The organism is Halorussus lipolyticus, from assembly GCF_029338375.1.
In the GTDB taxonomy this organism is placed as follows: Archaea; Halobacteriota; Halobacteria; order Halobacteriales; family Haladaptataceae; genus Halorussus; species Halorussus lipolyticus.
Genome location: NZ_CP119804.1, coordinates 2,155,622 through 2,180,249, shown reverse-complemented (window position 1 = coordinate 2,180,249; position 24,628 = coordinate 2,155,622). Strand labels below are relative to the sequence as shown.

The 24,628-nt window shown below is 62.5% G+C and carries 22 protein-coding genes; 13 read left to right on the top strand and 9 right to left on the bottom strand.

The window, feature by feature from the left end; all coding sequences use genetic code 11:
• Positions 1–542: 542 nt before the first annotated feature.
• Positions 543–2,633 (bottom strand): DUF7282 domain-containing protein, encoded by a 2,091-nt coding sequence (locus tag P2T57_RS11085; RefSeq protein WP_276299270.1) that lies wholly within the window; start codon positions 2,631–2,633, stop codon positions 543–545.
• A gap of 224 nt (positions 2,634–2,857) precedes the next feature.
• Here P2T57_RS11085 and rnz point away from each other — a divergent pair, with 224 nt between their 5' ends.
• Both rnz and P2T57_RS11075 read left to right on the top strand, forming a co-directional pair.
• Positions 2,858–3,784 (top strand): ribonuclease Z, encoded by a 927-nt coding sequence (gene rnz / locus P2T57_RS11080; RefSeq protein WP_276299269.1) that lies wholly within the window; start codon positions 2,858–2,860, stop codon positions 3,782–3,784.
• Positions 3,785–3,880: 96 nt separating this feature from the next.
• On the top strand, positions 3,881–5,089 hold the full coding sequence (locus P2T57_RS11075) for a hypothetical protein (RefSeq protein WP_276299268.1): 1,209 nt from the start codon (positions 3,881–3,883) through the stop codon (positions 5,087–5,089).
• Between the two features lie 50 nt (positions 5,090–5,139).
• Here the strand turns inward: P2T57_RS11075 and P2T57_RS11070 are convergent, their stop codons facing one another.
• Complete coding sequence (locus P2T57_RS11070) at positions 5,140–5,337, bottom strand: hypothetical protein (RefSeq protein ID WP_276299267.1); 198 nt, start codon at positions 5,335–5,337, stop codon at positions 5,140–5,142.
• 345 nt (positions 5,338–5,682) lie between these two features.
• Between P2T57_RS11070 and P2T57_RS11065 the strand changes: the two genes are divergently transcribed.
• The 4 genes from P2T57_RS11065 to P2T57_RS11050 all read left to right on the top strand — a co-directional run bounded on the left by P2T57_RS11065 (position 5,683) and on the right by P2T57_RS11050 (position 11,777).
• Complete coding sequence (locus tag P2T57_RS11065) at positions 5,683–7,767, top strand: bifunctional metallophosphatase/5'-nucleotidase (RefSeq protein ID WP_276299266.1); 2,085 nt, start codon at positions 5,683–5,685, stop codon at positions 7,765–7,767.
• A gap of 99 nt (positions 7,768–7,866) precedes the next feature.
• Entirely contained in the window at positions 7,867–9,876 is a 2,010-nt protein-coding gene (locus P2T57_RS11060; protein ID WP_276299265.1) for a DUF460 domain-containing protein, read from the top strand.
• A gap of 68 nt (positions 9,877–9,944) precedes the next feature.
• On the top strand, positions 9,945–10,313 hold the full coding sequence (locus P2T57_RS11055; protein WP_276299264.1) for a MarR family transcriptional regulator: 369 nt from the start codon (positions 9,945–9,947) through the stop codon (positions 10,311–10,313).
• Positions 10,314–10,796: 483 nt separating this feature from the next.
• On the top strand, positions 10,797–11,777 hold the full coding sequence (locus P2T57_RS11050; protein ID WP_276299263.1) for a tyrosine--tRNA ligase: 981 nt from the start codon (positions 10,797–10,799) through the stop codon (positions 11,775–11,777).
• A gap of 123 nt (positions 11,778–11,900) precedes the next feature.
• On the opposite strand, the gene P2T57_RS11045 is transcribed toward P2T57_RS11050, so the two are convergent.
• Positions 11,901–12,104: a DUF7470 family protein gene (locus tag P2T57_RS11045; RefSeq protein ID WP_276299262.1), complete on the bottom strand. Its 204-nt coding sequence runs from the start codon at positions 12,102–12,104 to the stop codon at positions 11,901–11,903.
• A 97-nt stretch (positions 12,105–12,201) separates the two neighbouring features.
• Here P2T57_RS11045 and eif1A point away from each other — a divergent pair, with 97 nt between their 5' ends.
• The 5 genes from eif1A (at position 12,202) to thsA (ending at position 17,213) form a co-directional block, all read left to right on the top strand.
• Positions 12,202–12,492, top strand: a complete 291-nt coding sequence (gene eif1A / locus P2T57_RS11040) for a translation initiation factor eIF-1A (protein ID WP_128477100.1) — start codon at positions 12,202–12,204, stop codon at positions 12,490–12,492.
• Between the two features lie 419 nt (positions 12,493–12,911).
• Positions 12,912–13,580 (top strand): nitroreductase family protein, encoded by a 669-nt coding sequence (locus P2T57_RS11035; RefSeq protein ID WP_276299261.1) that lies wholly within the window; start codon positions 12,912–12,914, stop codon positions 13,578–13,580.
• Between the two features lie 48 nt (positions 13,581–13,628).
• Complete coding sequence (gene rio1, locus P2T57_RS11030; RefSeq protein ID WP_276299260.1) at positions 13,629–14,492, top strand: serine/threonine-protein kinase Rio1; 864 nt, start codon at positions 13,629–13,631, stop codon at positions 14,490–14,492.
• A 57-nt stretch (positions 14,493–14,549) separates the two neighbouring features.
• Positions 14,550–15,098 (top strand): KH domain-containing protein, encoded by a 549-nt coding sequence (locus tag P2T57_RS11025; protein ID WP_276299259.1) that lies wholly within the window; start codon positions 14,550–14,552, stop codon positions 15,096–15,098.
• 423 nt (positions 15,099–15,521) lie between these two features.
• Positions 15,522–17,213, top strand: a complete 1,692-nt coding sequence (gene thsA / locus P2T57_RS11020) for a thermosome subunit alpha (RefSeq protein WP_420028491.1) — start codon at positions 15,522–15,524, stop codon at positions 17,211–17,213.
• Between the two features lie 27 nt (positions 17,214–17,240).
• Here the strand turns inward: thsA and P2T57_RS11015 are convergent, their stop codons facing one another.
• The 3 genes from P2T57_RS11015 to lrp all read right to left on the bottom strand — a co-directional run bounded on the left by P2T57_RS11015 (position 17,241) and on the right by lrp (position 18,740).
• Positions 17,241–17,417, bottom strand: a complete 177-nt coding sequence (locus P2T57_RS11015; RefSeq protein ID WP_276299258.1) for a hypothetical protein — start codon at positions 17,415–17,417, stop codon at positions 17,241–17,243.
• Between the two features lie 122 nt (positions 17,418–17,539).
• Positions 17,540–18,205 (bottom strand): helix-turn-helix domain-containing protein, encoded by a 666-nt coding sequence (locus tag P2T57_RS11010; RefSeq protein WP_276299257.1) that lies wholly within the window; start codon positions 18,203–18,205, stop codon positions 17,540–17,542.
• Between the two features lie 73 nt (positions 18,206–18,278).
• Positions 18,279–18,740 carry an HTH-type transcriptional regulator Lrp gene (lrp, locus tag P2T57_RS11005; RefSeq protein ID WP_276299256.1) on the bottom strand — a complete coding sequence of 154 codons (462 nt, stop codon included), beginning with the start codon at positions 18,738–18,740 and terminating at the stop codon, positions 18,279–18,281.
• 125 nt (positions 18,741–18,865) lie between these two features.
• On the opposite strand from lrp, the gene glnA reads away from it, so the two are divergent.
• Positions 18,866–20,236 carry a type I glutamate--ammonia ligase gene (gene glnA / locus P2T57_RS11000; RefSeq protein ID WP_276299255.1) on the top strand — a complete coding sequence of 457 codons (1,371 nt, stop codon included), beginning with the start codon at positions 18,866–18,868 and terminating at the stop codon, positions 20,234–20,236.
• Between the two features lie 48 nt (positions 20,237–20,284).
• Here the strand turns inward: glnA and P2T57_RS10995 are convergent, their stop codons facing one another.
• The 3 genes from P2T57_RS10995 to P2T57_RS10985 all read right to left on the bottom strand — a co-directional run bounded on the left by P2T57_RS10995 (position 20,285) and on the right by P2T57_RS10985 (position 23,565).
• Positions 20,285–21,112, bottom strand: a complete 828-nt coding sequence (locus P2T57_RS10995) for a phosphatase PAP2 family protein (protein WP_276299254.1) — start codon at positions 21,110–21,112, stop codon at positions 20,285–20,287.
• A gap of 33 nt (positions 21,113–21,145) precedes the next feature.
• On the bottom strand, positions 21,146–22,393 hold the full coding sequence (locus P2T57_RS10990; RefSeq protein ID WP_276299253.1) for a YihY/virulence factor BrkB family protein: 1,248 nt from the start codon (positions 22,391–22,393) through the stop codon (positions 21,146–21,148).
• Between the two features lie 62 nt (positions 22,394–22,455).
• Positions 22,456–23,565 carry a tRNA (guanine(26)-N(2))-dimethyltransferase gene (locus P2T57_RS10985; protein ID WP_276299252.1) on the bottom strand — a complete coding sequence of 370 codons (1,110 nt, stop codon included), beginning with the start codon at positions 23,563–23,565 and terminating at the stop codon, positions 22,456–22,458.
• Between the two features lie 514 nt (positions 23,566–24,079).
• Here P2T57_RS10985 and P2T57_RS10980 point away from each other — a divergent pair.
• Positions 24,080–24,427: a hypothetical protein gene (locus tag P2T57_RS10980; RefSeq protein WP_276299251.1), complete on the top strand. Its 348-nt coding sequence runs from the start codon at positions 24,080–24,082 to the stop codon at positions 24,425–24,427.
• The last annotated feature ends 201 nt before the right edge of the window (positions 24,428–24,628 follow it).

Here is a 24,628-nt window from a genome sequence, read left to right as displayed (position 1 = left end):
CCGCCGGTCCGCCAATAGGCCGACAGCACGACGACAGGACAACGATAGGCCGACGATAGACCGACAACACGCCCCGATGGGCCGCGGACGGGTCGCCGCTGTGGCACCGACTCACGACGGAAAAAAATAAAATCCGTTGCTTAGAATAACTACACCTGTCCTTTCAAAATACTTTGAATGCCGAAATCGGTCGGCGAGCGCGAGCGCCTACGCAGTCGTCGTCTGGTTCGCGGTCGTTGTCGTCTCGTCGGTGGTCGTTTCCCCATTCGTCGTCATCGTCGTTTCACCGTCGCCCGCGCCCGGCGACGTGGTTGTTCATCCTTGTCCGCCGACACATCCGCCGAGGACGAGCATCACTGCGAGACAGACAGTCGCGTATCGTCGCATCACGGTTCGTCCGGACTCACCAGCCCTTAATAAATCGGCGCTCCCGTTCGTATCCGTTTCTACCTCGGCGCTTGCATGCGATTTAACGGTTCTGAACCGCAAAAAGTAGTAATTCGGAGACGTTCTGTCGAGGCCGGTCCTCGACTGGTGTCCGTCTACGCTTCGGCGGTCGTGGTCGCGTTCGCGGCGGTTGTCGTCGTCTCAGCGCCCGGTTCTTCGATGACGATGACCGCGAGTTCACCGAAGTCGCGGGTGTAGACCCCGTGGATGTACTGTCCAGCGGGCACGCCCTCCGTGTCGATTTCGAACGTCACGGTGGTCTGCTCACCGGCGTCGAGCGTGACGGTCTGGCGGGCGATGACGGTGCCTTCGAGTCGGAAGGCAACCGTCTGGGTGGCCTGCTGGTCGTTGGGGTTACTGACCGACGCCGTCACCGTGACGGTGTCGCCGGCCGACGCGCTTTCGGGTGCGTCCAACTCCGAGACCTCGAAGGAGTTGAGGTCCTCCGCGCCGATGGTCTCCTCGGTCGTGGTAGTCTCCTCGACTGCTTCAGTCGTGGTGGTTTCTTCGACTGCTTCAGTCGTGGTGGTTTCTTCGACTGCTTCAGTCGTGGTGGTTTCTTCGACTGCTTCAGTCGTGGTGGTTTCTTCGACTGCTTCAGTCGTGGTGGTTTCTTCGACTGCTTCAGTCGTGGTGGTTTCTTCGACTGCTTCAGTCGTGGTGGTTTCTTCGACTGCTTCAGTCGTGGTGGTTTCTTCGACTGCTTCAGTCGTGGTGGTTTCTTCGACTGCTTCAGTCGTGGTGGTTTCTTCGACTTCCTCGGTGGTTGTCTCCTCGACCGCCTCAGTCGTGGTGGTTTCTTCGACTGCTTCGGTCGTGGTCGTTTCCTCGACCTCCTCGGTCGTAGTGGTTTCTTCGACTGCTTCAGTCGTGGTCGTTTCCTCGACTGCTTCAGTCGTAGTGGTTTCTTCGACTGCTTCAGTCGTGGTGGTTTCTTCGACTGCTTCGGTCGTGGTAGTCTCCTCGACCTCCTCGGTGGTGGTCGTTTCCTCAACGACTGCTTCAGTCGTGGTGGTCTCCTCGGGCGCTTCCGTCGTGGTCGTCATCGGCGGCTGGGGAAGTTCCATGTCCTCCGGAGCCGTGATGACGAACGTCACGTTCTCGACGTTGACGTTCCGGATGACGAACCGGACTGTCTGGATGTCCTGCGAGAGGTTCTCCTCGAGTTGCTCTTCTATCTGCTCGGGACTCTGCGTGGTGATTTCACCCATCTGGGCCTGACTGGCCGCGCTCTGCTGGAGGACTTCGGTCAGGTTGATGGTAACCCGGCGGTCCTGAATGTTGACGTTGCTGAGCGTCTCGGTCCGGTCGGGCGTTTCCTCATCACCGACGACGAAGGACCACTCGTCGATGCTCATCTGCTCTATCTTGAAGACGAACTGCTCCATCTCGGCCGGTGGCTCCTCGGCTTCTTCGGTCGTGGTTTCTTCCACCACTTCTTCGGTGGTCGTAGTCTCCTCGACTGCTTCAGTGGTCGTTTCTTCGACTGCTTCAGTCGTGGTGTCTTCGGCCTCCTCGGTGGTAGTCTCCACGACTTCTTCGGTCGTGGTTTCTTCGACTGCTTCAGTCGTGGTTTCTTCGGCCTTCTCGGTGGTGGTCTCCTCGACTGCTTCAGTCGTGGTGTCCTCGGTGGTGGTCTCCTCGGGCGCTTCCGTCGTCGTAGTCGTCTCCTGAGCGAGCGTCACGTTCGCTTGGTCGATGACGACGGAACCGTTCGCGGTGTACGGACCGTCGAGTTCCCCGGTCGAGAGGACGAAGTCGTACACCTGATTGTCGTTCGTGTCGAGGTGCGGCATGGCGACCAGCGTCTGGCTCTCGGTGATGGGCCGGGCCAGCGTGACGGTCACGTTCTCGTGGGTCCCGGCTTCGAGGTACACCGAGTTGCCGAGGACGCTCGCAATCGGGGCCTCGGCCACCGACGAGTCGTGGATGGCGATGAAGCCGCCCTCCGGCATCGTCACCGATTCGATGACGACCTGCGCACCCTCAGTCTCCTGCTCGTTTATCGTCACTGACGCCGACTCACCGTCGTCTGCCGCGGTGGTCGTCTCTTGGACCCCCACCGCGTTCGTCCCTCCGTCTGTTGTCGAACTACCTGTTACTGCCAGCGATACGGCTGTCCCGCTCGCTAAAACCAGTAGCACCGCCATGAAGACGGCGCTAATTGTTCTGCTTTCACGTGTCATTTGTAACCCCCAATCTGCAGAATATCAGACGGTGAGACCGCGAATAAACGGGCGCGACTGTTTATCCGCGTAACAGATAGATACGCTCCTTTAGGCCCGGACTATGCCGCAGTTCGTTGCAGGCGCTCGGACTCGTAACCTGCTGTTTCCTGTGGAGTAACTCGGCATATCGTGGTCGGGATTTCGAAGGCGCTTTCCCACGCGCTCCCCGAGTGTCTCTGAGGATGTCGATGCGCGTGACCTTTCTCGGAACCGGCGGGGCAGTGCCGACTACAGAGCGAAACCCGAGTTCGGTGCTGGTCAACCGGGAGGGAGACCGGTTGCTGTTCGACGCGGGCGAGGGGACCCAGCGCCAGATGATGCGCTTCGGGACGGGGTTCACCGTCTCGGACATCTTTATCACGCACCTCCACGGCGACCACGTGCTTGGCTTGCCGGGCCTGATTCAGACCCTCGACTTCAACGACCGCGAGGAGGCCCTGACCATCTACACCCCGACCGGAACCGAGGAGGACATCCACGATTTGATTCACGCCGCCGACAATCACCCCTCTTTCCCGGTCCACATCTACGGCGTCGGTCCCGACGAGGCCGCGGTCCGGCGCGACGACTACGAGGTCCGAACCTTCCGGACCGACCACGACACCAACTCGCTGGGCTACGCCCTCATCGAGGACGACCGGAAGGGCCGGTTCGACCGCGAGAAGGCCGAGGAGCTAGGCGTCCCGGTCGGCCCGAAGTTCTCGCAACTCCACGAGGGCGAACCGGTCGAACTGGACGATGGGACGACCGTCGAACCTGAGCAGGTCGTCGGCGACCCCCGGCCCGGCCGGACGTTCGTCTACACCGGCGACACCCGACCGAGTGCCACCGTCGCCGAAATCGCCGACGAGGCCGACCTCCTTATCCACGACGCCACCTTCGCCGACGACCGGGCCGAGCGCGCTGGCAACACCGCCCACTCGACCGCCCGGCAGGCCGCCGAAATCGCCAAGCGCGCCGACGCGAAGCGTCTCGCGCTGACCCACATCTCCTCGCGCTACGGGGGCAACGTCTCCGACCACCTCGAAGAAGCGCGGGAGGTCTTCGACGGCGAGGCGTTCGTGCCGGACGACGGCGAAATCCGCGAGATTCCGTACCCCGACGAATAGTCGCGTCAGGAGCCTGACTGACCCACTTACTTCGGCCTTCTAACAATTGTATTTTTCGGCATAAATTTTAACGTATTCAAGTAGTCCATCTACTGTGTGGATACAAACAATTCAGCATCTGAAACTACGCGGTCGAACGCCGTAACCAGAACGCCGTCCAGTTCGACTCGCCGGTCGGTCCTGAAGAAGTCCGGAGTCGGTGTCGCTGGTCTCTCGGGACTACTGAGCGAGTTCGGCGTCTCCACGTCCGACTCCTCGACTCGAATCGTCACTGCCCGCGGCGGCCTGAACTCGGAACCGCGGTCCACGAGGAAAGTTCCGCAGAAGTGGCTGGACCACCAGCGCGCGCTGAAAACGGTCACGTCGAAGCTCCGGAATGCTCTGGAGAGCGCGCCGTTCGTCGGGTCCGTCGCCTACGCACCGACCGAGCGGATGGACGGCGGCGTCTACTACTGCCAGCCCGAAATCTCCGTGCGGCCGGAGGCAACCGCGGCCCAGATTTCTTCGCTCCCCGATACGGCCGAGGAGGCGGGTATACGCACTCCCAGCGAACTCGTCGTCTCCGACGTCGCAGTTCGGCGGATGAACGGCGAGTTCACGCCGGCGGATGTCGATTGTTACGACGAAGTGACGGATAGTCCGTTCCCCGGCGGACTTTTCATCAAAGACTCCAGTTCGGGAGGCTACCACTACGGCACGTCCGGGTTCATGGTCTTCGACGACACGGCGGAGTACCTGTACACCGCCAACCACGTCCTCGACGGCGGTAGCGATAGCTGTAAAATCGCCTCGACGGACGTATACGACTATCAAGGCGACTACATCGGAAGCGCCGTGGACGGTCACAAGACTCACGACTGGTGTGTCATCGAACGGAGCGGCGGCGGATACGGTAACACCATCCAGTACGAGGAAAACGAAATCGAACTCAACGGTTGGGTGACCGAGAGCGGTATCGACTCCTTGCAGGGAGACACCGACGCTATTCGGCAACAAGGCGTGATGTCGGGCTATCAGACGGGAACGCTCAAGGGCGACTTAGCTTCGTTCTACGGTGCCAACAGTTGCATCCAGATGTACGGAAGCGCAGTTAAACTCGGGTTCCCCGACCAAGCCCGCGAGGGCGACTCGGGTGGACCGTACTGGTGGCCAAACTCGGACGGAAACTTCGCAATCACGGTCCACACCGGCTTCGAACCGAACGGTTCCTACAGCGGGTGTGGCTTCAGCGGCGAGAAGGGCAATCCGGCCTACGGCTACCCCGTCTGGCGCGTGTTCAACAACACGAACTACGCCATCAGTTAGTCCGACTATTTTTTCGGTTTAATCCAGCCGCCTCGGACTGTCGTCTCGCGTTAGCTTCGACGCCGAACACCGAGTCCGATGGCGATGCCGACGAGCGAGACGGCGAGACCGATAGCGGTCAGCGGGTAGTTCGGCCCGCACGCGCCGAGTCCGGTGCAAATCGGGTTCACGACGGAGTACCCGATTACGAACAGGCCGACGAGGACGAAGACGACACCAGTACCGACGAGGACTCGTAGCGGCTTCATAGCGTATCGGTAGTTTTCTCAAGACCCCAATAAACCTGTTCGAGACTCAAACGGCGACTTGCGTTTCCCCACGCGGAAAGCCGCCGGTCGTGGTAATCGTCCGTGTCGGCGAGCGCGTCGGCTATGGACGGTCGTGACCGCGGCTTGAAGAAATATTTATCTTGCTATTGGAATTAATATAATTACTTTAGGAATTATTTACGAGTGCAAAAATCGCTCTCGGCCGGGGACGCGCGACGGAGTGACGGCGTTCGGCCGATAGATTAATTTCCTGCCGTGCTATGTTTTCACGAATAGTTGGAAAATAGCTGGTTTTATCCAGAAGTTCTGCTATCAAACGGACGTATGCGTCAAGCCGCATCACTGCTATTGATTCTCTGCCTCGTCGTCGCGGGAGCGGTGCCGCCCGCCGCGGCGAGCGTCTCCGACACGCACAGCGCGACGGGAACATCTGCGCCCGCTCCGTCCTCGGCGCAGGCCCCGACGAACAACTCTACGACCCTGACCATCCTGTCGTACAACGACATCCAGACCGCGGCCGCCGAGAACGGCACCCTGCCGCGGATGGTCACGCTCATCGACCAGCGCCGGTCTGCCCACGACAACCCGACCGTCGTGGTCGGCGGCGGTGACGAAGTGAGTCCTCACTCGCTCTCGCCGCTCAGTCAGTGGCGGGTCCCGGTGAAGGCGCTGAACGTCATCGACCCCGCCGGCGAGGGCCTCGGGAACCACGACCTCGACTACGGGTTCGACGGCGTGGGCAACTTCAGCAACGCCTCCGAGTTCCCGTGGCTGATGGCCAACATCGTTGACGCCGAGACCGGCGAACCGATTCCCGGTGCCGAACCCTACACCGTCGTCGAGCGTGACGGCGTGAAGGTCGGCATCGTCGGCGTGGCCGACCAGAAAATCAAAGGGAAGACCGCGGTGGACTTCGACAAGCAAGGCTACGAACTCAAAAACTACTCCGACACCGCCAGCGAGTACGCCACGATGCTCAAAGACGAGGAGAACGTCGATGTGGTCGTCGTCTCGGCCCACCTCGGCGTCCCCGTGGCCAAGAACCTCGCTAACACGACCGAGAACGTCGATGCCATCGTGGTCGGCGACGACGAAGTTGAGTACCCGCCCAAAGAGACCGGCGGCGCGGTCATCATGGAGGCCGAGGCCCGCGCGGAACACGTCGCGGAGGTCAACCTGACCGTCGCCGACGGCGACGTGACGATGCAGGACGGCCGACTCCTCGACGTGACCGAGAACGTCTCGAAGAACGAGACCGTCTCGAAGCTTATCACCGACGCCCGCAAGGACGAACTCAACGAGGTCGCGGGTCGGACCGAGGTCGAACTCGACTCCCGGTTCGCCTCGAACTACCACGACGAGACTGCACTCGGCAACATGATTGGCGACTCCTTCCGCGCCCAGACCGGCGCTGAGGTCGCCATCACCAACGCGGGCGGCATCCGCTCGAACAGCATCTACGGACCGGGCAACCTCACCGTGGGCGACGTGTACAACATCCTGCCCTTCCAGAACACGCTGGTCACCGTCGAGTTGACCGGCGCGCAACTCGAACAACTGCTGGCCAGCCAAATCGTCACGCTCGAAAGCGAGGAGGGCCAGCAGTACGGTGCGGAAGCCAAGCTACAGGTCAGCGGCGTCGAGTACGAGTGGGTCGGCCACAACGACACCGACGACCAGATTCGTGACGTGTGGGTCAACGGCGAACCGCTCGCCGAGGACGAGACCTACAACGTCACCGTCAACTCCTACATGGCTGGCTGGGACGACTCGGTGCTCTCGAACGCCACCGTGACCAGCGAGTCCCACATGCTCTACGGCACGGCTCTGCTGAAGTACGTCCAGCAGAACAGTCCGGTCTCGCCGACCGACGAGAACCGCATCCGGCGAGTGGACGCCGAGGTCGAAACCCAGTCCGTGAGTGTGACTGAGGGCACCGCGACGATTGCACTCACCGCGCCCAACGGCACCCAGAACGTCAGCGACTTCTACGCGACCACCGGCAACGCGAGCGACCTCCTCGCCGCCGAGTCGTCCTCGCTGTCGAACGACACCGTGACAGTCGCGTTCGACCTCGCCGAACTCCGCAAACTCTCGGCGGGCGAGACCGTCCAGATTTACGGCGACTACAACACCTCGGCCTACGAGCGCGTCTACTTCCGGAACTCGATTCTGAACGCCGAACTCTCTGCCAGCGACTTCGGCGCAGAGCCGACGACGACCGAGGCCACCGAAACGACGACTGAGACGACCGAGACCACCCAGTCCACCGAGACGACCGAGAAGGCGGTCAGCGACGAGACCGAGACGACCACCGCCGAGACGACTGGTGACACCCCCGGCTTCACACCGGTTACCGCAGTCGTCGCCCTCGTCGCCGCCGCGCTCCTCGCGTACCGCCGCGACTAATCGCTGTCCCTTCGACCGAACACCAATTTTTCTCCGCGTTCGCGCCGACCAGACGCGTCCCGCGTCGGATTTATATCTGCCCGCCACCTACTCCGGACCGTGAACGCCCGCACGAGTGCCCTCGACACGCTCGTCTTCGGCGTGGACGTCCAGAGCGGGGACGTTCGCGGCGACGCACCCTCCTACGCGCTGGTCGCGTTCGATGGCGAGAACATCGACCGCGACGTGGTGTCACACCGCAAGCTCCGCCGACTCATCGAACGCGAGGAGCCGGCGCTCGTGGCGACCGACAACATGTACGAGTTGGCCGCCGACAAGGACGCCCTCGTCCACTTCCTGCGCGAACTCCCCGACGGAACTCGGCTGGTGCAGGTCACGGGGGCCGAGCGCCCAGAGCCGCTATCGCGGGTCTCCTCGCGCCACGGCGTGCCCTACGACAAGAAGCCGATGAAGGAGGCCGAGGCGTCAGCGCGACTCGCGGCTGGCAACGTCGGTTACGAGGTCTCTGCTTTCACCAACACCACGAAAATCAAGGTCTCCCGCGGTCGCTCGACCGGCAAGGGCGGGTGGAGCGAGGACCGATACACCCGCCGCATCCACGGGTCGGTCAAGACCCGGACCCGAGAGGTCGAGAGTGAACTCGACGGCGCGGGCCTCGACTACGAGCGCGACGCCACCGAGAAGTACGGCGGGTTCTCGAACGCCGTCTTCGAGGTCGAAGGCCGCCCCGAGGACATCCCGGTCTCGAACGAGCGGTCCGGCGACGTTCGGGTCGAAGTCGAGCGCGAACGCCGGGACGGCATCGAGTTCGAACCGCTGGCCAAGCGCCGGGACCACGTGCTGGTCGGTATCGACCCCGGCACGACAACCGCAGTCGCGGTGGCGGACTTGGACGGGGCGCTTCTGGACGTGTTCAGCACCCGGACCGCCGACACCGCCGAGGTCATCGAGTGGATAATCGAGCGCGGACGACCGGTTATCGTCGCCGCCGACGTGGAACCGATGCCCGAGACTGTCGAGAAGATACGCCGTAGCTTCGACGCCGAAGGGTGGATTCCCCAGTCTGACCTGCCGATAGACGAGAAACAGCACCGGACCCGCGACCACGACTACGAAAACGACCACGAGCGAGACGCGATGGCCGCCGCGCTCTACGCCTTCGACGACCACGAAGACCAGTTCGAGCGCATCGCCGACAAGGTGCCTCCGCGAATGGACCGCGGGGAGGTTACTGCCAGAGTGGTCGCTGGCGAGGACTCGGTTGAGACCGCACTCGCGGACCTCTCGGACGACGAGGAGACCGAAGACGACGAGACCGAACACACGCCCCGCGAGTTGACCGACGACGAGAAGCGCATCAAGGAGTTGGAGTCTCAAGTCGAGCGATTGGAGGACCACATCGAAGAACTGGAAGACACCATCGAGCGCAAGGAGGGCCGCATCGGGCAACTGAAGGGTGACCTCGAACAGGCCAGAAGCGAGGAGCGAAAGGAGGTCCGCGAGCGCCGGGAAGTCACCCGACTCGAACGCGAGAACCAGCGCCTCGAACGCGAGTTGGACGAGCGCGACGAGAAAATCGAGGACTTGGAGGGCAAACTCGCCCGCCTCAAGGAACTCTGGAAACTCGACCACTCGAACTTCAGTGACGTCTCCGAGAAGAAGGCCGGACTCACCCCGGTCAAACCGGTCGAGAAGTTCACCAAGGGAGCCATCGAGCGCGCTCACGACAGTTTCGGCCTCGCCACCGACGACGTAGTGTACCTCCGGGACGCCTCCGGCGCGGGTCGTTCGACCGCAGAGCGACTCGCCGAGGTTGACCCGAAGGTCGTGTTGACCGGCGACGGCGGCCTCTCGGACGCCGCCGACGAAGTGCTGTTCGACGAGGAGGTCCCGGTGGGTCCCGCCGCCGACGTGACGATTCAGGAGGTGGACGAGTTGGCCGTGACCCGCGAGAGCGAGGTCGAGGCCGTCATCGAGGACTGGGAGGCCCGCGCCGAGGAGCGCCGGAAAGAGCAGAAGGCAGAGCAACTCGATAGGCTCATCAGCGAACATCGGGCAGACCGGAAATACGACGGGCGCTCGTCAGAGGCAAGCGGGCAGAGTCCGTGAAAACCGAACTTTCGGCGGTATATTAAAACGTCCCGAAGTTTATACCTGAAGACGAACCACAGGGGGCTATGCCCATCACGAAGGACCGTTTCGACCGAATAAGCGAACGGGACGCGCACCTCGATAGCGACGCCGACCGGCTCCTCGACTTTCTGATTCGGCACGAAGACAAAGCGTACACGAAGTCCGAGATTGCCGAGGAAACGAGCGTGGCGAAGGAGAACGTCGGCCCGGTCCTCGACAGACTGCGAGAACGGGGTTCGGTCGAACACAAGTCGGAGTACTGGCGGGTGAGTGACCACGAGTTGGCGGCTCGGGCCGGAACTAGACTGACCGCGGCGACGGCACGTCAGTACGACGACGGCGACGAGTTCGACGTGGAGAAGTGGGCAGAGTACGCGGTCGGTGATGTCGAGTGGCCCGGTGAGACGGAGTGAGAAGCGAACGCGGAGACGTTATCTTCGCACCCGACCCGTTCAAATCGAGCGAGAACCCTCGACCGTGGGTTGTTCTCTCGGCAGAGTCGATGCCGTTTCCGGGGGATTCCCTCTGTGTAGCGGTAACTCACTCGGAGTACCCTATCAACTACGAGTTGAAGGACGAACACTGGACCGAAGGGAGACAGCCGTCGGACGAAGCCTCCTACTGTTCACCGTGACTGTTGAACACACTCAAATCGGGTGAGATTCGATTTCGGCAGGGAAGTCTCACCGAACAGTTCACCGAGGAGATGACCCGAGACGCCATCCGGTATCTCGACGGGACATCACTGGAATAGCCCCACCGGAGACGGCCTAACTCTTGGCCGCTAAATTCCCGGTTCTATCTCGCAGATATTTGGCGTGCGAGACGCCGACGCGCGTTCGACTCGTTGGCACAGTCCCGGAACGCTAAAGCCCCGTGCGGGACACAAACCGCGTATGGACGCCTACGAGTTGATTACGCGGAACGCCGAGGAGGTAGTGACCGACGAGGAGGTCGAAGCACTCGCCGAAAATCCCGAAGGAAAGCGAGTCTACGTCGGATACGAGCCATCGGGAGTCCTCCACATCGGCCACATGCTCACCGCCAACAAACTCATCGACCTGCAAGAGGCCGGGATGGATGTCGTCATCCTGCTGGCGGACGTTCACGCCTACCTCAACGACAAGGGCACCTTCGAGGAAATCGAGGCGACCGCCGAAAAGATGCGCAAGCAGTTCCTCGCCTACGGACTGGACGAGGACAAGACCGAGTTTGTCTACGGCTCTGATTACCAGTTGGACGACGACTACGCGCTGGACCTGCACAAACTCGAACTCGACACGACGCTGAACCGCGCCCAGCGAGCGATGGCCGAGATTCAGGGCGGCGAGACGGCGAAGGTCAGTCACGTCGTCTACCCCCTGATGCAGGCGCTCGACATCGAGTACCTCGACCTCGATTTGGCGGTCGGCGGGATGGACCAGCGCAAGGTCCACATGCTGATGCGCGAGGAGCTACCGGAAATCGGCTACGACGCCCGGCCGTGTCTCCACACCCCCATCCTCGCGGACCTCGGAACCGGCGAGGGCAAGATGTCCAGCAGTTCCGGCGTCACCATCTCGATGGAGGACTCCACCGAGGACATCGAGGAGAAGGTCAACTCGGCGTTCTGTCCGCCGACCCGCGACCCCGAGGACGACCTCGAAAACCCGGTGCTGGAAATCTTCCAGTACCACGTCTTCCCGCGCTTCGAGACGGTCGTGGTCGAACGCCCCGACGAGTACGGCGGCAATCTGGAGTACGACGACTACGAGGCGCTGGCCGACGACCTCGAAAGCGGCGAACTCCACCCCGCCGACGCCAAGGGCGCGCTGGCGGACTACCTCGACAAACTGGTCGCGCCGGGCCGCGAGAAACTGCAAGAGATAGAGCAGTAGTCCGCAACCCGCAAGGACATAACTATTTAATTCTTTGAGAATTGTTCTAAATATCGAGACAACGAGATAGATTGGTTTCGTCTCCTGACCGTCCGGCGAGTGCCGACGCCGGGGAGAGCGGCGCTACTCGAACCCGCCGCCCATCATGCCGCCGAGGCCGAAACTCGACATGAGGCCCGAGACGAGGCCCCACGCGGTCAGGACGAATCCGAGGACGACGAGGCCGATGCCGGCCGCGATGATGAGATTCTGGATGGCGATGACGGCGATACCAGCGAGTAGGAGAACCACTCCGAAGATGCCTTTCGCTCCGAGTTTGTCGAGCATACCTCGGGGTGTGTTCGGGCGTGACTTAAATACCCTTGCTCCCGAAACGGCGGTCCGCGACGGCGGATTTAAACCTCCCCGCATCCAAATCAAAAATATGAGTGACAACGACGGCGGACGGCGGAAGAACCTCCGCATGCCAGACGACGACGAGGTGTTCGCCACCGTCACCAACATGCTCGGCGCGAATCGCGTGAAAGTTCGATGCGCGGACGGCACGGAGCGCACTGCCCGGATTCCCGGCAAGATGCAAAAGCGCATCTGGATTCGAGAGGACGACGTGGTACTGGTCGAACCGTGGGACTGGCAGGACGAGAAGGCCGACATCAAGTGGCGCTACGACAAGCAGGAAGCCGACCAACTTCGGGACGAAGGCCACATCCAGTAGAACGACCTTTTTATTGCGAGCGAGGCCGCCGACGGCGGCCTCGCTCGATAAAAAGCTCGGCCAAAAACACAGTCAGAGACACACTCTGACCCGCCTGCGTTCACTTTGTTCACGCAGACACCGGCAGACAAACCGCGTCTTCCGAGCAGTCGGTCGCTACGCTCCCGACAACACGGCGTCATCCCCTCAGGCCGGGCCTCCGGCCCGGCCTTCGAGGGATTCCTTGGTCCGCTCGCTCACTTCGTTCGCTCGCGGTACAGTAGCTAGCCCATTTTATCTCTGACTGGCTATTGCTGACGACGCGCTCGGCGGTGACACCACTGTAACCTACTCACAGCCGCGCTATCGACAGCGACCCCCAATAGGCAAGAACGCGGGCTTGCGGTTTCGATTTATTCCCCTACCGTCTACACTCTGGCGTGACTCTCCAGCAAGCCGAACTCGAGGAGACCGACGTAGCGCACGACGAGGAGCTACCCGCGGCCATCCGGGCCATCCGGACCCGGCGGTCGGGCCACAACTTCGACCCCGACGCCGAACTGGACGACGAGACGCTCGAAGCCCTGATTCGGGACGCCGCGCTCGCGCCCTCGTCGTACAACCTCCAGCCGTGGGAGTTCGTCGCCGTGCAGGACGACGACCGAATCGACGAGATTGTGGACCTCGCCTACGGCCAAGAACACATCCGAGAGGCCGGCACCGCGATTCTGGTCGTCGGCCACACCGAGGCCGAGACCGCAGACCGCGTGTTTGACGAGTGGGAGGACGCCGGTCGGATGGACGAGGAGACCGCCGACCAGACCAAGGCCCAGACGGTCGAGATGTACGACGACGACCAGATGGGTCGGGACCTCGGCATCCGGAACGCCAGCCTCGCCGCGGAGAACCTCCTGCTCTCCGCGCACGCGAGAGGACTGAAGGCAACGCCGATGATTGGCTTCGACCAAGCGGGCATTAGCGAACTCGTCGGTCTTCCCGAGAACAAGATTCCCGTGATGCTGATTTCGGTCGGCCCGAGCGGCGGCGAGGAACCCGAGCGACTCCCGCGCCGGGACGTTGCGGAAATTCTGCACCGCGAAAGCTACTGAGGATTCGAAGCCCACCCTTTTATCGCTGGATACGTTAGGTCCGACCAGATGCCCGAGGAGTACGGCCTACTCGACCTCGAAAACGCCGAGGAACCCGGCGACGAGTGGGAGGAGATAGACGTATCCGACACCGAAGCCGACAAGGTCCAGCGCCAGCGCGACCGGGAGTTCAACAAGTTCCGCGAGCGCCTGAAGAACACCGAGCAGTTCAAAGTCGAGCAGTCGGTGTTCGACGACGCCACGCTGGCGGCCCTCTACAAACTGGTCCAAGACGGCTACGTGCAGGCGTTCGGTGGCCCTATCTCCTCGGGCAAAGAAGCTAACGTCTACTCGGCACTCGGAAGCGAGGAGCGCGGCGAAGTCGCGGTCAAGGTCTACCGAATCAACGCTTCTGACTTCCGGGACATGCGGGAGTATCTCGTCGGCGACCCCCGATTCGAGGAGTTATCTGGCAACAAGAAGCGGGTCGTCCTCGCGTGGACTCGCAAGGAGTTCGCCAACCTCAAGCGCGCCCGGAAGGCGGGCGTCCGGGTGCCAGAACCCATCGCTGTCCAGCGCAACGTCCTCGTGATGGAGTATCTGGGGACCGACGGAAGCCGCGCGCCGACCTTGGACGACGCCCACCTCGAAAATCCCGAGACGGCTTTCGAAGTAGTACGGGAGTACATGCGCCGACTCTACGACGTGGGACTCGTCCACGGCGACCTGAGCGAGTACAACATCATCGTCCACGACGGCGAACTCGTCATCATCGACCTCGGGCAGGCCGTGACGATTCACCACCCCAACAGCGACGACTTCCTCACTCGGGACTGCGCCAACGTGGCCTCGTTCTTCCAGCGACAGGGCATGGACGTTCGCGGTGACGAGTTGGAGGACTGGATTCGGGAGAACGCCGACCCCGACAAGTGAGTAACGTCCTCGTGCGCGGACGAAGCCTTAAAAGTCCCGGAGCGAGTAGATAATCCCATGCAACACGTGAAGATTCCGCAGGACCGAATCGGTGTTCTCATCGGCGAGGGAGGTGAGACGATGCGCGAAATCGAGAGTCGCGCGGAGGTGCGACTCGACATCGACTCCCAGAACGGCAAGGTCGAAGTCGAGAAGACCGGCGACCCCATTCGCGGCCTGAAGGGGCCGGAAATCGTGAAGGCCATCGGCAGAGGCTTCGCCCCCGACGAGGCCATGATGCTCCTCGAGGACGACATGATGATGTTCGACATCATCGACATCGACGCCGCCGCCCGGAACAAAAACGACCTCGAACGCCAGAAGGGGCGACTTATCGGCGAGAACGGTCGGACCCGCGAACTCATGGAGGAGCTAACCGGCGCGAGCGTCGTCATCTACGGGACCACGATGGGTATCATCGGCAATCCCAAGCAGGTCGATGCGGTCCGGAGCGCGGCCGAGATGATTCTCGACGGTGCGCCCCACGGCTCCGTCTACTCCTTCCTCGAACGCAAGCGTAACGAGATGAAGCGTCAAGGGATGGAGTTCCACCAGTTCCCCGGCTAGGCGTATTTTTCTTTCGTGGAGTCCGTTTATCTGGTGCTTGCAACTCGATTAGCCTCTCTTGGTTTCCGAAAGCCCCCGGTTCGCTCGCGGCAGTCGTTCGCTTCGCTCACGACGACCGCGAGCGAACCGGCCCCTTTCATTCCCGCCCTGTCGGTTGTGTCACTGGCGCGTTCTCGACGGTTGTCTCACCGTGCCGCTTCCGGTGGAAGGGCAATCGGGCAATTCCTGTCGGAAGAACACACCAAGGCTATCGCCGTGGAAAGTTCCGCCGAGCGCGGAAATCGGCGCGAGCGCCCCTTCGTCGTTCCTTATAAATATACTGTGGTAAGTGTTCCCACAACAGGTTTGCGCTCCTGTGCGCCGGGTTCTCATGCTCGCCGGGAAAAGATTTATATAGAATGGCAATCAATCTATCAGGTGAACATGGCTCAGCGAATGGGTAACCAGCCGATGATTGTACTTTCCGAGGACAGCCAGCGTACCTCCGGAAAGGACGCGCAGTCGATGAACATCACCGCCGGAACCGCCGTGGCCGAGGCCGTCCGGACCACGCTCGGTCCCAAGGGCATGGACAAGATGCTCGTGGACTCCACGGGCGAGGTCGTCGTCACGAACGACGGCGTGACCATCCTCAAGGAGATGGACATCGAGCACCCCGCGGCCAACATGGTCGTGGAAGTCTCCGAGACGCAGGAAGACGAGGTTGGCGACGGTACCACGTCCGCCGTCGTCGTCGCCGGTGAACTCCTCGAGAAGGCCGAGGACCTCCTCGAGCAGGACATCCACGCGACCACCCTCGCGCAGGGATACCGACAGGCCGCCGAGGAGGCCAAGAGCATCCTCGAGGAGAAGGCCATCGACGTGAGCGCCGACGACAGCGAGACCCTCCAGAAGATCGCGTCCACCGCGATGACCGGCAAGGGCGCGGAGAACTCCAAGGAGTACCTCGCGGAACTCGTCGTCAACGCGGTCCAGTCGGTCGCCGACGACGAGGGCGTTGACACGGACAACATCAAGGTCGAGACCGTCGTCGGCGGTTCCATCGACCAGTCCGAACTCGTCGAGGGCGTCATCGTGGACAAAGAGCGCGTCCACGAGAACATGCCCTACTTCGTGGAGGACGCCAACGTCGCCCTCCTCGACACGGCCCTCGAAATTCAGGAGACCGAAATCGACGCCGAAGTCAACGTCACCGACCCCGACCAGCTTCAGCAGTTCCTCGACCAAGAGGAGGAACAGCTCCGCGAGATGGTCGACAAGCTCGACGATGTCGGCGCTGATGTCGTCTTCGTGGACGGCGGCATCGACGACATGGCCCAGCACTTCCTCGCCGAGAAGGGCATCATCGCGGTCCGCAGAGCCAAGTCCGACGACCTGAGCAAGCTGGCCCGCTCGACCGGCGCGAACCTCGTCAGCTCCGTTGACGACATCGAGGCCGACGACCTCGGCTTCGCTGGCTCCGTCGCCCAGAAGGACGTCGGCGGCGACCAGCGCATCTTCGTGGAGGACGTCGAGGAGGCCAAGTCGGTCAGCCTCATCCTCCGCGGTGGCACCGAACACGTCGTGGACGAAGTTGAGCGAGCCATCGAGGACAGCCTCGGTGTCGTTCGCGTCACCCTCGAAGACGGCAAGGTCGTCCCCGGCGGCGGCGCACCCGAGACCGAGCTGGCACTCGAACTCCGCGACTACGCCGACTCCGTGGGTGGCCGCGAACAGCTGGCCGTCGAGGCGTTCGCCGACACCCTCGAAGTCATCCCGCGCACCCTCGCCGAGAACGCTGGTCTCGACCCCATCGACTCGCTGGTTGACCTCCGCGCGAAGCACGACGGCGGTAGCTTCGAGTCCGGTCTCGACGCCTACACCGGTGAAGTCGTGAACATGGAGGACGACGGCGTTGTCGAACCCCTCCGAGTCAAGACCCAAGCCATCGAGTCCGCCACCGAGGCGGCCGTCATGCTTCTGCGCATCGACGACGTTATCGCCGCAGGCGACCTGAAAGGCGGTCAGGTTGACGGCGACGACGGCGGCGACGGCGGCGCACCCGGCGGTGCCGGCGGTATGGGCGGCGGCATGGGTGGCATGGGCGGCATGGGCGGTATGGGCGGCGCAATGTGAAATAGGCCCGACGCCTACTTCACCGCCTCACCGCACACCGACCCGACCCACCTGCACCGCACCACCGACCATCCGGTCGAACGCCGTGCCGTCTCCCGACGGCGCGACGGAACTCGCTTCGATTTTTCTTCGCGCTCGATTGCCCGAGATGCCTCTGTCTCGGTCGCCGACCCCGCTTCGATAGCGATTGTCGAACCCACACAAAGCAACCAATATATTTGTTTTAACTATTGGAACAAGTCTAAGAGACAGGATAATATTGTCTCACCGTCGAACTGTAAGTGTTTTCCCCGACTCGACGGATAGCCGGGAAAAATCCGAAATCGCTATTTTCGGCGTTTGAAGTCGCTCAATAGCGTGTTCGAGACGAGTTCCGAGACGCCTCGCCGGATGCGCTCGGAGGCCGACTGGCCGCTGATGTCCAACTCCTCGCCCAACTCCGCGAGCGCCACCTCGCGGGGCACGTCGAAGTAGCCCACGCGCTCGGCGGTGACGAGGGCTTTTCGCTGTTCGGCGCTCAGGCCGAACTTGTCTTCGAGTTCCGAGTCGCCGGGCGTGTAGAGTCGATTGAGCCGAAAGTCAACGTCGTTGTCCGCGCAGAACTGGCGCATCTTGACTACCGAGTCCCGGTCGGGAAACCGAACTCGGCGTTGCCACCCGTCGGCTGACCCCGTGGCCGCCATCGGCGACGCGCCCAGTTTCTGGTAGATGGGATAGATGGCACAAATCTCCTCGCAGTCGAGGCGCGCGCGGTAGAGTTTCCGGTCGCCTAACTCCTCGATGACGGTGTACTCGCTGACTGTCTCGTCGCTGTCGAGTCCCGCCTCCAGTCGCTCGAAGTCGCCGCCGAAGGCCCAGAAGATGAACACCGGTGCGTCGAACTCGGTCGCCATCTGCTGTTCGAGTTCGACTGTTACGTCCGGGGCCGCGTCGAGCGCGGATGCCAACACGAGGTCCGGCGACCGGAGCGAGAACTCCGCGATGAGACTCATTGGGACTAACTACTCTCCGTCGCTTGAAAGCCTGTCGGAACCGGGTCAAATTTATTATCAGAGCCGAACGAAACTATTCGCCGTCAATTTCGAGGTCGAACTGCTCGTGTTCGCTAGCGGCGTTCAACACGACGCTGGTGTTGGACTCCTTGATATCGGGGTCGTTGAGCAGAGTCTTGATTTGGCGGTTCATCCCGTCGGTGTCCGAGAACTTGCCGACCGCGATGATGTCGTAGTCCCCGGTGACCTCGTAGACGCTTATCATCTGGTCGTGGTCCCGCAGTCGCCCGGTCACGTCGGGCAGGGCGTCACCCTCGACTTTGAGTTGGATGATGGCCGTCACGTCGTATCCGAGCGCGTCGTAGTCTACTTTCGGCGTGTAGCCGTCGATGACCCCCGAGTCTTCGAGGTCTTTGAGGTGGTTCGAGACGGTCGTGACCGACACGTCGAGGTCTTCGGCGAGACTCCGGAGACTGGCCCGTCCGTCGCCCAACAGTGCATTCACCAATTTCGCGTCGAGATTTTCGTACGTCATTACGTCCACCAACGTCCGCCGGCCTTTAGAATTTTACGAATATCCAATTCTAGGCCGAAAAGCCAGAATTGGGCGAACCGGTAACGTTTTACTAATGGATGTAGTGGTGTAGAATGCCAACAAAGATGACGGATGGACAAATCGCGGCTTCCAAGGAATCCGAGCTGACCGAGGCCGAACAGGACGTACTGGACCGTATCGACGAGGAGAACGTGGACTTCGTGCGCCTCCAGTTCACGGACATCACGGGGACGGTCAAGAACGTCAGCGTTCCGGCCTCGCAGGTCGAGAAGGCCTTCGAGGAGGGCATCTGGTTCGACGGCTCGTCCATCGAGGGCTTCGTCCGGATTCAGGAGAGCGACATGCGGCTCGAACCCGACCCCGAGACGTTCGCGGTTCTCCCGTGGCGCTCGGACGGCGACACCGCGAGCGCCCGACTTATCTGCGACGTGGTAAACACTGACGGGACGCCCTTCGAGGGTGGTCCCCGCCAAGTTCTCAAGAGCGTCCTCGCCGAGGCCGAGGAGATGGGCTACACGGTCAGCATCGGTCCCGAACCCGAGTTCTTCCTGTTCGAGAAGGACGAGGACGGCCGCGCTACCACCAAGCCCCACGACTCCGGCGGCTACTTCGACCTTGCGCCGAAGGACCTCGCCTCCGACGTGCGCCGCGAAATCATCTTCACGCTCGAACAGATGGGCTTCGAGGTCGAGGCCAGTCACCACGAAGTCGCCGACGGCCAGCACGAAATCAACTTCAAGTACGACGACGCCCTCTCGGCCGCCGACAACATCGCTACCTTCCGCGCCGTCGTCCGCGCCGTCGCCGAGCAGAACGACATCCACGCCACGTTCATGCCCAAGCCTATCAGCGCCATCAACGGGTCGGGCATGCACAGCCACATCAGCCTGTTCGACGACGAGGGCAACGCCTTCGCCGACGAGGACGACGAGTTCAACCTCTCGGAGACCGCCTACAAGTTCATGGGCGGGGTCCTCGACCACGCCGAGGCGTTCACCGCGGTCACGAACCCGACCGTCAACTCCTACAAGCGTCTGGTCCCCGGCTACGAGGCCCCGGTCTACGTCGCGTGGTCCGACGTGAACCGGTCGGCGCTCCTGCGCGTCCCCGACGCCGCCGGTGCGAGTTCCCGCTTCGAGATTCGGAGTCCCGACCCCTCGTGCAACCCCTACCTCGCGCTCGCCGTGGTCATCAAGGCGGGCCTCGACGGCATCGAGAACGACGCCGACCCCGGTGAACCCGTCCGCGAGGACATCTACGAGTTCGACGACGAGAAGCGCGAGGAGTACGGCATCACGACCCTGCCCGGCAACCTCGACACTGCAATCGACGCGCTCGAAGACGACGACGTCATCCGCGAGGCGCTGGGCGACCACGTGACCGAGAAGTTCGCGGAGGCCAAGCGCGCCGACTACGCCGACTACAAGACCCACGTCTCGTCGTGGGAGAAAGAGAAGTACCTCGAAAAGTTCTGAGGACGCCGCGCCATCTGAGGTCGGTAGCGCGACTGCGCCCGACCCGTTTTAGGTCGGGGACGCCGACCGCGCTTTTTTCGCCCGTTCGACCACCAGCGGTAGGGTCAGGATACCGACTGGCACCAGTAGGTTCAGGACGAACACGCCGGCCAGCGGGAGGTCGAATCGGTTGCCCACGTAGCCGAGTGCGCCGAGACCGGCCAATCCCACGACTGCCGCGGGCAGGTGAACCGACCCGCTCGGTCTGGTGTCGAGTAGCACCCACGTCCCCGCCGCGCCGGCGACGCCCGCGACCATCGCTACCGAATCGGGAGTGAGACCGTTCGTGGCGAGCGCGACGACGGTGATTCCGGCCGCGACGGCGAACCCCCGCGTCGGACTCCACTCGGTCACGTACAGCAGTACGGCGAGGTACGTCAGGGCGATGGCGATGCCGACCACCACGTCCACGATGTAGTGGACCCCGATGACCAGCCGTGAGGTCGCCACGACTGCGACGACGGCCCCGGCCCCGATTGCGCGCCAGCGGTGGGACCCGCGTTCGAGGACCAGCGCGAGGAGCGCCCAGAGCGTCGTCGCGCCGATAGCGTGGCCGCTCGGGAAGCCGTACCCCGAGGCGTGACCCACGTGGAGGTCTGCTGGCGGACGCGGGAGTTCGAAGAGTCCCTTCAGTGCGAGGGTCAGCGCCAGCGCGCCGAGTATCGCCGACAGCGCGAACGCGCCGCGCCGTCGGTTGACGAACCAGTAGACCAGCGCGACCGCAGTAAACAGAAACCACGCATCGCCCAACTGCGTGAGGAATGTGAACAGCTCTTGGATAACCGCCGGCAGGGCTTCGTCAAGGGCTTCCGTGATTCCGAGTCCGCGTCCGGGCATTTCCCGGACCTAGTTTCCGGGGAGAGTTATGCGCTACGACCGGAAGTTACCGATGCGGTCGCTGATGCGGGCCGGGAGGCTCAGCGCGCTGGCACCGAAGCCGAACATCACCATCAGGACGTACAGCCCCAGCGTCGAGAGCCAGACGACGCCCATGGCGAAGATGGCCCACGCTCCGCGAAGCCAGTAGAACGCCCCGAGGGTCATCGCGGTCCCGTACAGCAGGACGAGGTACGGACCCCAGCCTCTGGCGTGGCCTCTGCGCATCCGCCTTCGGACGTACTGTTTCAGCTCCGACTCGACTTCCGGCTTCTCGACCGTGCGCGATTCGATGTCCTCTTCGAACGATTCTACGTCTGCTCGCAACTCCCGGAGTTCGTCGCGGAGTTCCACGATGTCGGGAGCGGATTCGTCGTCACTCATGTATTGGGAGAGTAGTTTTCGTTTGCGTTCGATGCGGGTTTCTTCCGGTTGTTTGGTTCGCTTTGCGTAACTGCCGCGGTTGGCGAGAACGATGTTCACCACCGCGCCCAGCAGGACGAGGATGCTGGCGAAGTACAACCACGTCACCAGCAACAGCGCGGTGCCGAGAAACTGGGACGGACTGGTCGAGGAGACCCCGGCGTAGACGCGAAACAGCACCTGTAGTACCGTCCAGCCGAGCGTGACCAGCACGGCTCCGGGGAGCGCCTCCCGAATCGACACGTCCGCGTCGGGGAAGATGACGTACAGCGGGAGGAACACCGGGACGAGTGCTACCAACTGAATCAGCGTCGTGACGACGCCGACGAACGGGAACTGCGGGAAAAGCGCGGTTACCGCGCCCGCCAGTACGACGACGACGACGCCGGCCCCGATAGCGGTCAGCACGAGGAGGGCGTCCTTGACTTGGTCCACGAGTCCGGTTTTCGCGTCGGTCGCGTAGATGGCCGAGAAGGCCTCGTCGAAGCCTCGGAACACCTTGATTGCGCTCCACGCGAGTACGACCAGTCCGATTATCGTCGTCCCGCCGCGACCGCTCGGGTTCGTGATGAACTCCTGCAGTTCCGACTGGCCGGTCGCCGTCAGCAGGCCCGACGCCTGATTGACGACTTCCCGAGCGAACTGGTCGCCAGCGACGAAGGTCACGACGACGAACGCCAGCACTAACAGGGGGATGAGCGAGACGAACGAGTAGTAGGCGGTACTCGCCGCGAGGAAGGTTATCTCCTGCTCTCGGGCCTCCTCGATGACCGAGCGACCGACGTTCGCGGCGGTTCCGAGACTGGGCACGCGACTCATTTCGCCAACGAGATACAAATATTCATTGGCAATACGTCCGGTATCCGGTTTTGCCACCGAAGTTACGAGTCCCGTGTCGCTTCCCTGATGTCTTCGACCGTGGCCCGCGTCTTAAACGTGGTCCCCCCGTAGTGGGTGCGCGAGGCCTCGAATCCGGCGTCGCGCAGGTGGCCGAGGAACTCGTCCATACTCGACGCCGACCGGCCCCACTCCTTGCAGAGGCGGTGCTGGTCGTAGTGGGTCGGCAGGTGGAGTTCGCCTTCGAGAGTGTCGAGGAGGCGCTCGATTTTGGTCTCGGTGCCCATCGACTCGTCCACCTCGTCGCGGACCTCGGCCACGAAGTCGGCGTCGTGGGTCGGTCCGAGCCACAGCGGTCCGGCGGTCAGCATGCGCTCGCCGCCGCACTCCGGGCAGGCGTCGAGGGGGTCGGCAATCAGGCCCTCGTCGTGTTCGCGGTGCAGGCAGTCCTCGCAGTGGTAGACGTGGCCCAACTGGTCGATGGCGGCGTTGGCATCGCTCGCGCTGTGGTCGAGTTCGAGGTAGGTCCGGACGTAGTGGTTGGTCGCGTGGGTCAGGATTGGCGTGACGCCGGCGTCGTAGCGCGCGGCGGTGCGGGCCATCGCCGACAGCAGGATGCGCACGCCCATCTCGGCGTGGTAATCGGTGTTCTGCGGGACGGCGCTGTACTTGCGGACGCCGCTGTGGAAGTGCGCCCCGCAGAGCGGCGCGGTGTCGGTCGCGGTGACACAAACCAAATCCCGAGTGTTGGCGAACGCCGCGTCCGCGAAGGGAATCGGCGTCCCGAACGGGTCGATGTCCACCACGTCGAAGACCTCCTCGTGCATCAGCGCGTTGGCGTCGCGCTGGACGACCTCGCCGTCGAGACCGTTTCGCCGGAGATTTCGCTCACAGAGGTCGATGGCCTCCTCGTCGATGTCCGCGAGGGTGACGTTCCAGTCCTCGGCCGCCGCTCGGACGCCGCGGACGCCGCTGGCGGCCATCGCGTCGAGGTAGTACTCCGCGCGCGGCTCGCGGTCCCGGTAGGCCCGGAGCGTCGCCACGGTCAGGTCGCGGTTCAACTCTTGGACCGGGTTGAAAAACACCTCGTCGCCGATTCCCTCCTCGGGTTGTTCGGGGACCTCGACCTCGACCCCGCCTTCGCTGACGCGCATACCCGTAGGTGATGGCTCCCCGGCGAAAAGCCAACCGATGCGTTTCGACCGTCTGGCACAGCCGTTTCCGGTTAGTCGGACTGGCAGTCACGGGATGGGGTGGCTCCGACACCAGCGAGGCGGTGTTACCGCGCACCGGTCGCGTGACCGCGCGAAACGTCCGAGCAGGGTTGGTCCCGTTCTTGGATTTAAACCCTCGTAGCGCAGAGGACGATGTAGGAGTGACTAATTATGTGCCTTAGAAATATAATTAATGTCTAATAAGTCATGTTCATTTCTTCAACTTCGAAAAGACAGATTGGCTCACCGGCGAACGCTCGGTGGTACTTTCCACCGGAAACGCTCGCTGGCTTCGATTTCGGCGGGACGTGACGAAGCACGGAGGACCGACGAACCATCCCGAAAACGCGACACCGGAACCTGTTTAGGTCCACCGTCCGAACCCGTCTCGCGTGTTCCCGGCCGACGCCGCCGACCCCGAGGAGGCCCCTGCCGTTCGAAGGAGGCCAGCGCCATGAACGAAGTCGAGGAGTGGCAAGACGACCTCTCGGAGGCGGGCGAACTCACCCCGAGCGTCACCAATCGCATCCTGTCGGTCCACGACGACCGAGGAGCGAAGGCCATCGAGGCCGTCTCGGAAAGTCGGGTCAAGGAGTATCGGGATTTCACCGTCGTCGTGGGCTACGACGACGAGTACGTCGTGGAGGGGCATGGCTGTGGCTGTCGGGACAGCGAGTACAACTTAGACCACGACGACCCGACGGACCTCTGCTGGCACGTCATCGCGGTGGCCATCGCGCGCCGCGTCGGCGAGGTGGACGACCACGACATGTGGTACTCGGACGTGCGCGACTTCCTGTAAGAGCGAAATTTTTTGGCTGGCGATGCTTCGCTCACAGCGATTCAGCACCAAATCGGACCGCCGCAACGGTACCGATTAATGACAGGGAGTAGCATGGTTCACCTCCGCAATGACAATCACGTCCCCTAAATAAAAAATTAACGACGCATTTATTAGAGATATTAACTGAATGTGGCCGACCGATTTTCGCCACCACACCTC

Excerpts from the sequence above, each read along its gene's own strand:
- P2T57_RS11025 (WP_276299259.1), top strand. The coding sequence starts at position 14,550 with ATGCAACACGTGAAGATTCCGCAGGACCGAATCGGTGTTCTCATCGGC.
- P2T57_RS11045 (WP_276299262.1), bottom strand. The coding sequence starts at position 12,104 with ATGCTCGACAAACTCGGAGCGAAAGGCATCTTCGGAGTGGTTCTCCTA.
- P2T57_RS10990 (WP_276299253.1), bottom strand. The coding sequence starts at position 22,393 with ATGAGTCGCGTGCCCAGTCTCGGAACCGCCGCGAACGTCGGTCGCTCG.
- P2T57_RS11085 (WP_276299270.1), bottom strand. The coding sequence starts at position 2,633 with ATGACACGTGAAAGCAGAACAATTAGCGCCGTCTTCATGGCGGTGCTA.
- lrp (WP_276299256.1), bottom strand. The coding sequence starts at position 18,740 with ATGACGTACGAAAATCTCGACGCGAAATTGGTGAATGCACTGTTGGGC.
- rio1 (WP_276299260.1), top strand. The coding sequence starts at position 13,629 with ATGCCCGAGGAGTACGGCCTACTCGACCTCGAAAACGCCGAGGAACCC.
- P2T57_RS10995 (WP_276299254.1), bottom strand. The coding sequence starts at position 21,112 with ATGCCCGGACGCGGACTCGGAATCACGGAAGCCCTTGACGAAGCCCTG.
- glnA (WP_276299255.1), top strand. The coding sequence starts at position 18,866 with ATGACGGATGGACAAATCGCGGCTTCCAAGGAATCCGAGCTGACCGAG.
- thsA (WP_420028491.1), top strand. The coding sequence starts at position 15,522 with ATGGCTCAGCGAATGGGTAACCAGCCGATGATTGTACTTTCCGAGGAC.
- P2T57_RS11065 (WP_276299266.1), top strand. The coding sequence starts at position 5,683 with ATGCGTCAAGCCGCATCACTGCTATTGATTCTCTGCCTCGTCGTCGCG.
- P2T57_RS11055 (WP_276299264.1), top strand. The coding sequence starts at position 9,945 with ATGCCCATCACGAAGGACCGTTTCGACCGAATAAGCGAACGGGACGCG.
- P2T57_RS10985 (WP_276299252.1), bottom strand. The coding sequence starts at position 23,565 with ATGCGCGTCAGCGAAGGCGGGGTCGAGGTCGAGGTCCCCGAACAACCC.
- rnz (WP_276299269.1), top strand. The coding sequence starts at position 2,858 with ATGTCGATGCGCGTGACCTTTCTCGGAACCGGCGGGGCAGTGCCGACT.
- P2T57_RS11050 (WP_276299263.1), top strand. The coding sequence starts at position 10,797 with ATGGACGCCTACGAGTTGATTACGCGGAACGCCGAGGAGGTAGTGACC.
- eif1A (WP_128477100.1), top strand. The coding sequence starts at position 12,202 with ATGAGTGACAACGACGGCGGACGGCGGAAGAACCTCCGCATGCCAGAC.
- P2T57_RS11010 (WP_276299257.1), bottom strand. The coding sequence starts at position 18,205 with ATGAGTCTCATCGCGGAGTTCTCGCTCCGGTCGCCGGACCTCGTGTTG.
- P2T57_RS11070 (WP_276299267.1), bottom strand. The coding sequence starts at position 5,337 with ATGAAGCCGCTACGAGTCCTCGTCGGTACTGGTGTCGTCTTCGTCCTC.
- P2T57_RS10980 (WP_276299251.1), top strand. The coding sequence starts at position 24,080 with ATGAACGAAGTCGAGGAGTGGCAAGACGACCTCTCGGAGGCGGGCGAA.